The 4,917-nt window shown below is 62.3% G+C and carries 6 protein-coding genes; all 6 read right to left on the reverse strand.

The annotated features are described in order from the left end of the window. Nucleotides 1–390: 390 nt before the first annotated feature. Complete coding sequence (locus HMPREF2883_RS15790; protein ID WP_371080093.1) at nucleotides 391–1,164, reverse strand: hypothetical protein; 774 nt, start codon at nucleotides 1,162–1,164, stop codon at nucleotides 391–393. 106 nt (nucleotides 1,165–1,270) lie between these two features. Continuing rightward, nucleotides 1,271–1,696, reverse strand: a complete 426-nt coding sequence (locus HMPREF2883_RS00050; protein WP_070658049.1) for a hypothetical protein — start codon at nucleotides 1,694–1,696, stop codon at nucleotides 1,271–1,273. A gap of 291 nt (nucleotides 1,697–1,987) precedes the next feature. Next, on the reverse strand, nucleotides 1,988–2,551 hold the full coding sequence (locus HMPREF2883_RS00055) for a hypothetical protein (RefSeq protein WP_070658052.1): 564 nt from the start codon (nucleotides 2,549–2,551) through the stop codon (nucleotides 1,988–1,990). A gap of 3 nt (nucleotides 2,552–2,554) precedes the next feature. Then, entirely contained in the window at nucleotides 2,555–3,040 is a 486-nt protein-coding gene (locus HMPREF2883_RS13700; protein ID WP_083313526.1) for a DNA/RNA non-specific endonuclease, read from the reverse strand. A 351-nt stretch (nucleotides 3,041–3,391) separates the two neighbouring features. Continuing rightward, entirely contained in the window at nucleotides 3,392–4,060 is a 669-nt protein-coding gene (locus HMPREF2883_RS00060; protein ID WP_070658054.1) for an SMI1/KNR4 family protein, read from the reverse strand. A gap of 3 nt (nucleotides 4,061–4,063) precedes the next feature. Continuing rightward, on the reverse strand, nucleotides 4,064–4,917 hold an 854-nt coding region (locus HMPREF2883_RS13705), incomplete at its 5' end, for a hypothetical protein (protein ID WP_083313527.1).

Raw genomic sequence — 4,917 nt, forward strand, 5'->3', positions numbered from 1 at the left:
TGTTCGTCCACGTCGAGGCAGCCGCAGCCACCGCATCACTGTCACCGGCAAGCTCATTGAGCCAGTCCTTCAAAGGCGACAGGTGCTCAATGACCCACCCCACTCCAGCAGACAGGGCCTCACCCAGGGGGTCGATCGCCGCCGCAGCCGCGTCAGCGGCTGTGGCCACCGTCCCCAGACCACCGGCGACCCAGCTCTTGGACTCAAACGCCTCCTTCAGATCGGCACCATCCTCCAACAGGCGAGAACCAGACAGTCTTCAACTCCTCAAGGGGTTGGGGGTGGTAAGTGGGACTGTTCGTCAGTGTGGTGGGAGTCTGAGGCGTCGACGGCGCAGTAAGACTGTGGCCCCGCACTGGGTGGGTGCGGGGCCACAGTGGTGGCTGGTGGTTAGACGTCGATCCTGCGTAGCAGCTCGGCTGGTGGCAGGGCGCCTTCCTCGATGTAGGCTCGGAAGACGGGGACTGCTTGCTCGCCGGTGAAGACCTCTTCGGGATGGACCTGGATGGTGAAGGGCTCGGGATTCCCGTTGTCCCAGGACACCGTGGTCCACGCCTCAGGGTCGGTGACAGGCTCACGAGCCACCGTGTAGTGCTCGTAGGAGTCGTCGTCGTGAGTCACCCGGATCTCGATGGTCATCGCCTCCGTGGACCCACCGCACTGGATGTACGTAGCCCGCGCCGGAGACGAACGAGGAACATCGTCAACGTGCGATGCTCCCTCAGGAAGAGCCCACACCACAATAGAGAACACGTACTTCCCGTCCAGAAACTGGGGGGAAGTGAGGCTCCGTGCCACCCGCTTCGCAAACTCCTGCGGAGTCTGCGGCATGAAGAAACTCTCTCTGGGGCCGCTCTCGCCGTTCGTCTCGCGAGCGAAATATCTCATTGTTTTGGAGCTTTCTACGTGAATCTCGGTGACATTAACGGTCTGTCTGTCGTCCACTTTGACGACGGCGAGGTTATTTGGCGACACACTGTTGTCGGCGGCCACTGAGAACGCCGCCCAGGGGATTGTCTGACTTGCAGGGAGTTCTCCGATGGTGGACTTGGAGCCGATCTTGCTGATGACGGTGGCAATCGCGTCGCGGGACAGGTCGTGCACCACGAGTACGAGTTCAGCTTGGTGGGCGATGTTCGTCCACGTCGAGGCGGCCGCAGCCACCGCGTGCTGATGCGAGACGGTGGGGGCCGGGCCGGAAGGGCTCGGCCCCCACCGCGGGTGGTTGGTCAGCGAGGTGCCACAGCCGCAATACCTGGCAGGGCTGGTTCTAGTGGTTGATGCGCATCCAGTCGGGGGTGGTGTCTGGGGTGCGGGGGAAGGCCTGGAGCTCCTGGGTGACGTCCTGGGCCGTGTAGGGCGGGTCCAGGTCAGGCTCGCGGTCGTAGTTGAAGTCGGAGACGAGCTTGTAGCCCTGTGAGCTGCTCATGGACAGCCTCGCCCAGGTCCACGCACCGCCGCCGGGGCGCCCCATCGCGGTGCGCAGGTTCAAGCCCAGGCTCACCAGCTCCATCGGCAGGGCGTTGTTCATCCACTGGCCCTGGTGCAGCACCTGGCTGCTCACTGCGGCGCGGGGGCCGACGGCCTCGAACTCGGCGACGACCTCATCGGCGCCGGTGGACCGCATCCACCCACCCCACTGGTCGGCGATCGCCTGCGCGGCCTGCATCTGGGCCTCAAAGGACCATTGCGTCATCACTGCTCTCCATCACTGCTCTCCATTCATCATCCAATGCGCCCCGCTCAAGAAGTAACGCAGGGACGCAGCTAACAACAGGTCGTCCGGCACCAGTTCGGCCAGGGACCACTCACGCTACCGGCCCACCCCGGCCATCACCACCCCAGGCTGACCGGTGCGGCCACGCACCGCCAAAGCAGGCCGGTAGTAGCCGGCGGCCGAGGAAGGCCGGGGAACCCATCGCGGGGCAGGCAGAGGCACCAGGGGCGCCCAGGTGAGACCGGCGGCGCCGGTGCCCCACCAGGCCCGCTACTGATCGTCCTTGCTGGTATTCGGCGTGTTCGTGGCAGCCTCCTGGGCGGCTTGGGCGGCTTCGGCCTTCTTGCGTTCCCGGCGGGCTCGGTCGCGTTCGCGACGTCGTGCTCGGGCCTCCTCCTTCTTGTGGAAGGCGGCTGCCTTGGTCGCCATCCACTCCGGGATGAACTCAGGATCCCGAGGATGGCGATCCAACTCGTATGCAGCGTCGTGATCGCCAGCGGGATCTCCGTCAATGACTGGCTCACGCATCCAGTCCGACTCCTGATGCAGCACACCATCAGCAGCCTCCATCCACAGGCGCGAGTATGTCCACGCACCCCGATGAGGATCCACCTGAGCTTCACGCAGGTCATCTACTGCAAAACTCAGTTTACTAGGATTTCGAATCGGTGAACGTTTCCCGTTTGTGGTAATCCATATCGCCTCCTGTCCAACGATTGCGATCGCAGTCGACTCAACCTCAATGCGTTCTCCGCCCGTTTCGGCGAGCAGGTCGCGCATTATTTTCTCAATTCGGGAAAATACTTCTGTGACCAATTTCTGCTCGATTCCCATCGTCTATCTCTCCCTCTCTATAGGGCCTGCTTTAACGTTAATAAAACGTTCTCCGTGCGGGTTTCCTTGAGCGTCCGTCCATGATGTTGTGAACCTAGTGGGGACTCGCTCGCTGCCGACGAGGTCGGGGTTAACTGGATTCCGGTACTCGAAGTCTGCGGCAAAGTTCTGGTAGTTCTCCGGTTTTTCGGCGATTTTGGACTCCAGTACATGATAGGACTTGAGTTTGCTGCCAGGAATATCCTGGTTGACTTCCTTGAGCATCGCCACCACGTTGATCTTCTCAGGTGGACCATAGAACTGCGTGCCAGCAATATGTCCTCCATTGTGCTCGCCGGGTAGGGCGCTGCCGTCGGCATTGACTCGCCGCTGGGTGTCAGTGGAACGGACGCCGTCCACGTCCTTAGGTTTGGGTGACATCTCGCCGTCGACCTCCATGTGTGTGGTGCGCGCGTGCTCGTCAGTGACATAGTGGAACTTGCCGTCCACCTGACGGTAGAAGTGACCTTGTTTAGGTGTGCGCAGGACATTGAGGCTTATTCACAGGGCTAGCCGACTCCAGCATCTGCGCAGGTCAGAGCGCCTTTGGCGGGTGCTGTGAATAAGCCTCATTGTTTTAAGGTTGCGACGAGCGGTCTGTTGGCCCGTGGTGGGAGGGGAAAGGCCTTGTAGTGCTGGGGTCAAGTCGGTTGTCTCGACTTGACCCCAGCACCACAAGGCTGACGGCTTGCTCCCCGGCTTTCAGCGGGTATCTATGTTCCTGCGGGGGTGGTGTACGGCCGGGTAGGAGAAAGGGGCACCTCAGCTGAATTCGAGTGGAGAGAGCTGCTTATGTCGGTTCTACAGGTCGTCGCGGCGGGCGTGCTCGAAGACCGGCGGGCTGCCGGGACGGCCGATGACAGCATGAGGCACGCCGTCAGGCTTGGGGCCGTCCTTCCTTCGGATGGTCTCCGTCTCCTGTTTGTTAAGCTCCATCATGGACAGGTAGTAGTCCAGGAAGTCGTCATAACGCTCAATCACCTCTCCATTGCGCACCCAGGAGACGGTCCCCTCCGCCGGGGTGCCGGGCTTTCCCATGAGGGCGACGTCAGTCTGGACCAAAGAGGCGGCTATGGGGAAGTGGTCGGCGGCGATGACACCGTCAGCGGCCATGGCCTCGACACACTCCTCCAGCTCCAGCTGGGTCTGGCCGGCCTCGTGCAGCTCGCCGCCCAGCAGGTCGGAGGTGGAGAAGGCCGTCATGTCCAGGTAGAAGTAGGGCCAGCCGTTGGAGGCCAGGAGGAAGCCTCGGTAGGACTCCGGCAGGCGGAAGCCCAGCTGGGCCTCGGTGCTGGCCACGGTCTCCTCCGTGGCGTGCACGTGTGGTAGCGCGTAGTCCCACAGGCCCTTCCAGTCGGCCTCCATCCGTGCCTGGTTAATCATCCACCCCCAGCCGATGTAGTCCGGCCACGTCCACCCGGGAACGCCTTGACTCGCTCCACTGGACGCGCCAGTGTTCGTATCAGACATGTCTCACTCCCAATCCCCGCGAAGGAATATCGTCGGTTTGTACCCTACAGGATAGCGCTTATTCTGTCCTCCCAGACTGGAATTCACCCTGCGTGTCATCGCCTGCCACTCGTGCGGCTCCGGGCCTCGCCCCCATCCAGTGTCAGGAACGTGACCGGCAACTTTGCCACCCGAATACAATTCGGGATGTGCTTTCCTTTCACGTGCCGCTGCATCCTGTGCCTCTTTGGCAAGAGAACTCTTTGTGGTGGCGACTCTCCCGGTTGGCGACAGTGCATTGGCTTCAAGTGCTCGGTTACAGCCAGCAACGTAATCGTCAACCTCCTGAATCTCAGCCGCCGTTGGGTTTTTGGGAGGATAGAAGACGACTGGGCCGCTCATTGGGTCGCTTCCGCCGCCGCCCTTTCCGTCACCTCCGCCCTTGGGCGGGGTACCTTCGCCACCGCTGGTGGTTGGTTTGGGGTCGGACTTGGCTGGGGCTTCGTCGAGTTTTACTCCCCAGCGGCCTTCGTTGGGGTTGGGGCGTGGGGTCTTGGGGGGTGTGGGAGCTTTGCTGGGTCTGTATACAGTGGGTTTGGCTTTCCCCATGTCGCCGGCCCGGCGCATGCTGATGCCCGGGGCGCCGGCCAGCGCGTACTGGGGGTTGGTCAGGAAGTCGCCGAGCCGTTCGATCCGGTGCTGAGCGCTCCGGGCGAGATCATCCACTCTCTTGGCCGCGCTCTCACCAACCTGAGAGGCCATGCGAGAAAAAGCAGTCCCGACGTCGTCGAACAGGCGGTTCGCCTTGCTCAGCAGGTCTTTGAGGTTCCTGGCCGACAGGACCGTGTCGGCTACCTCCTTGGACAGGCGGGTCACCC

Origin of the sequence: Actinomyces sp. HMSC075C01, from assembly GCF_001812965.1 — a bacterium.
Lineage (GTDB): Bacteria > Actinomycetota > Actinomycetes > Actinomycetales > Actinomycetaceae > Actinomyces > Actinomyces acetigenes.

What these genes read in the sequence shown, in the direction of transcription:
- HMPREF2883_RS00055 (WP_070658052.1), bottom strand. Translation starts at nt 2,551, where the DNA reads ATGGGAATCGAGCAGAAATTGGTCACAGAAGTATTTTCCCGAATTGAG.
- HMPREF2883_RS00050 (WP_070658049.1), bottom strand. Translation starts at nt 1,696, where the DNA reads ATGACGCAATGGTCCTTTGAGGCCCAGATGCAGGCCGCGCAGGCGATC.
- HMPREF2883_RS00060 (WP_070658054.1), bottom strand. Translation starts at nt 4,060, where the DNA reads ATGTCTGATACGAACACTGGCGCGTCCAGTGGAGCGAGTCAAGGCGTT.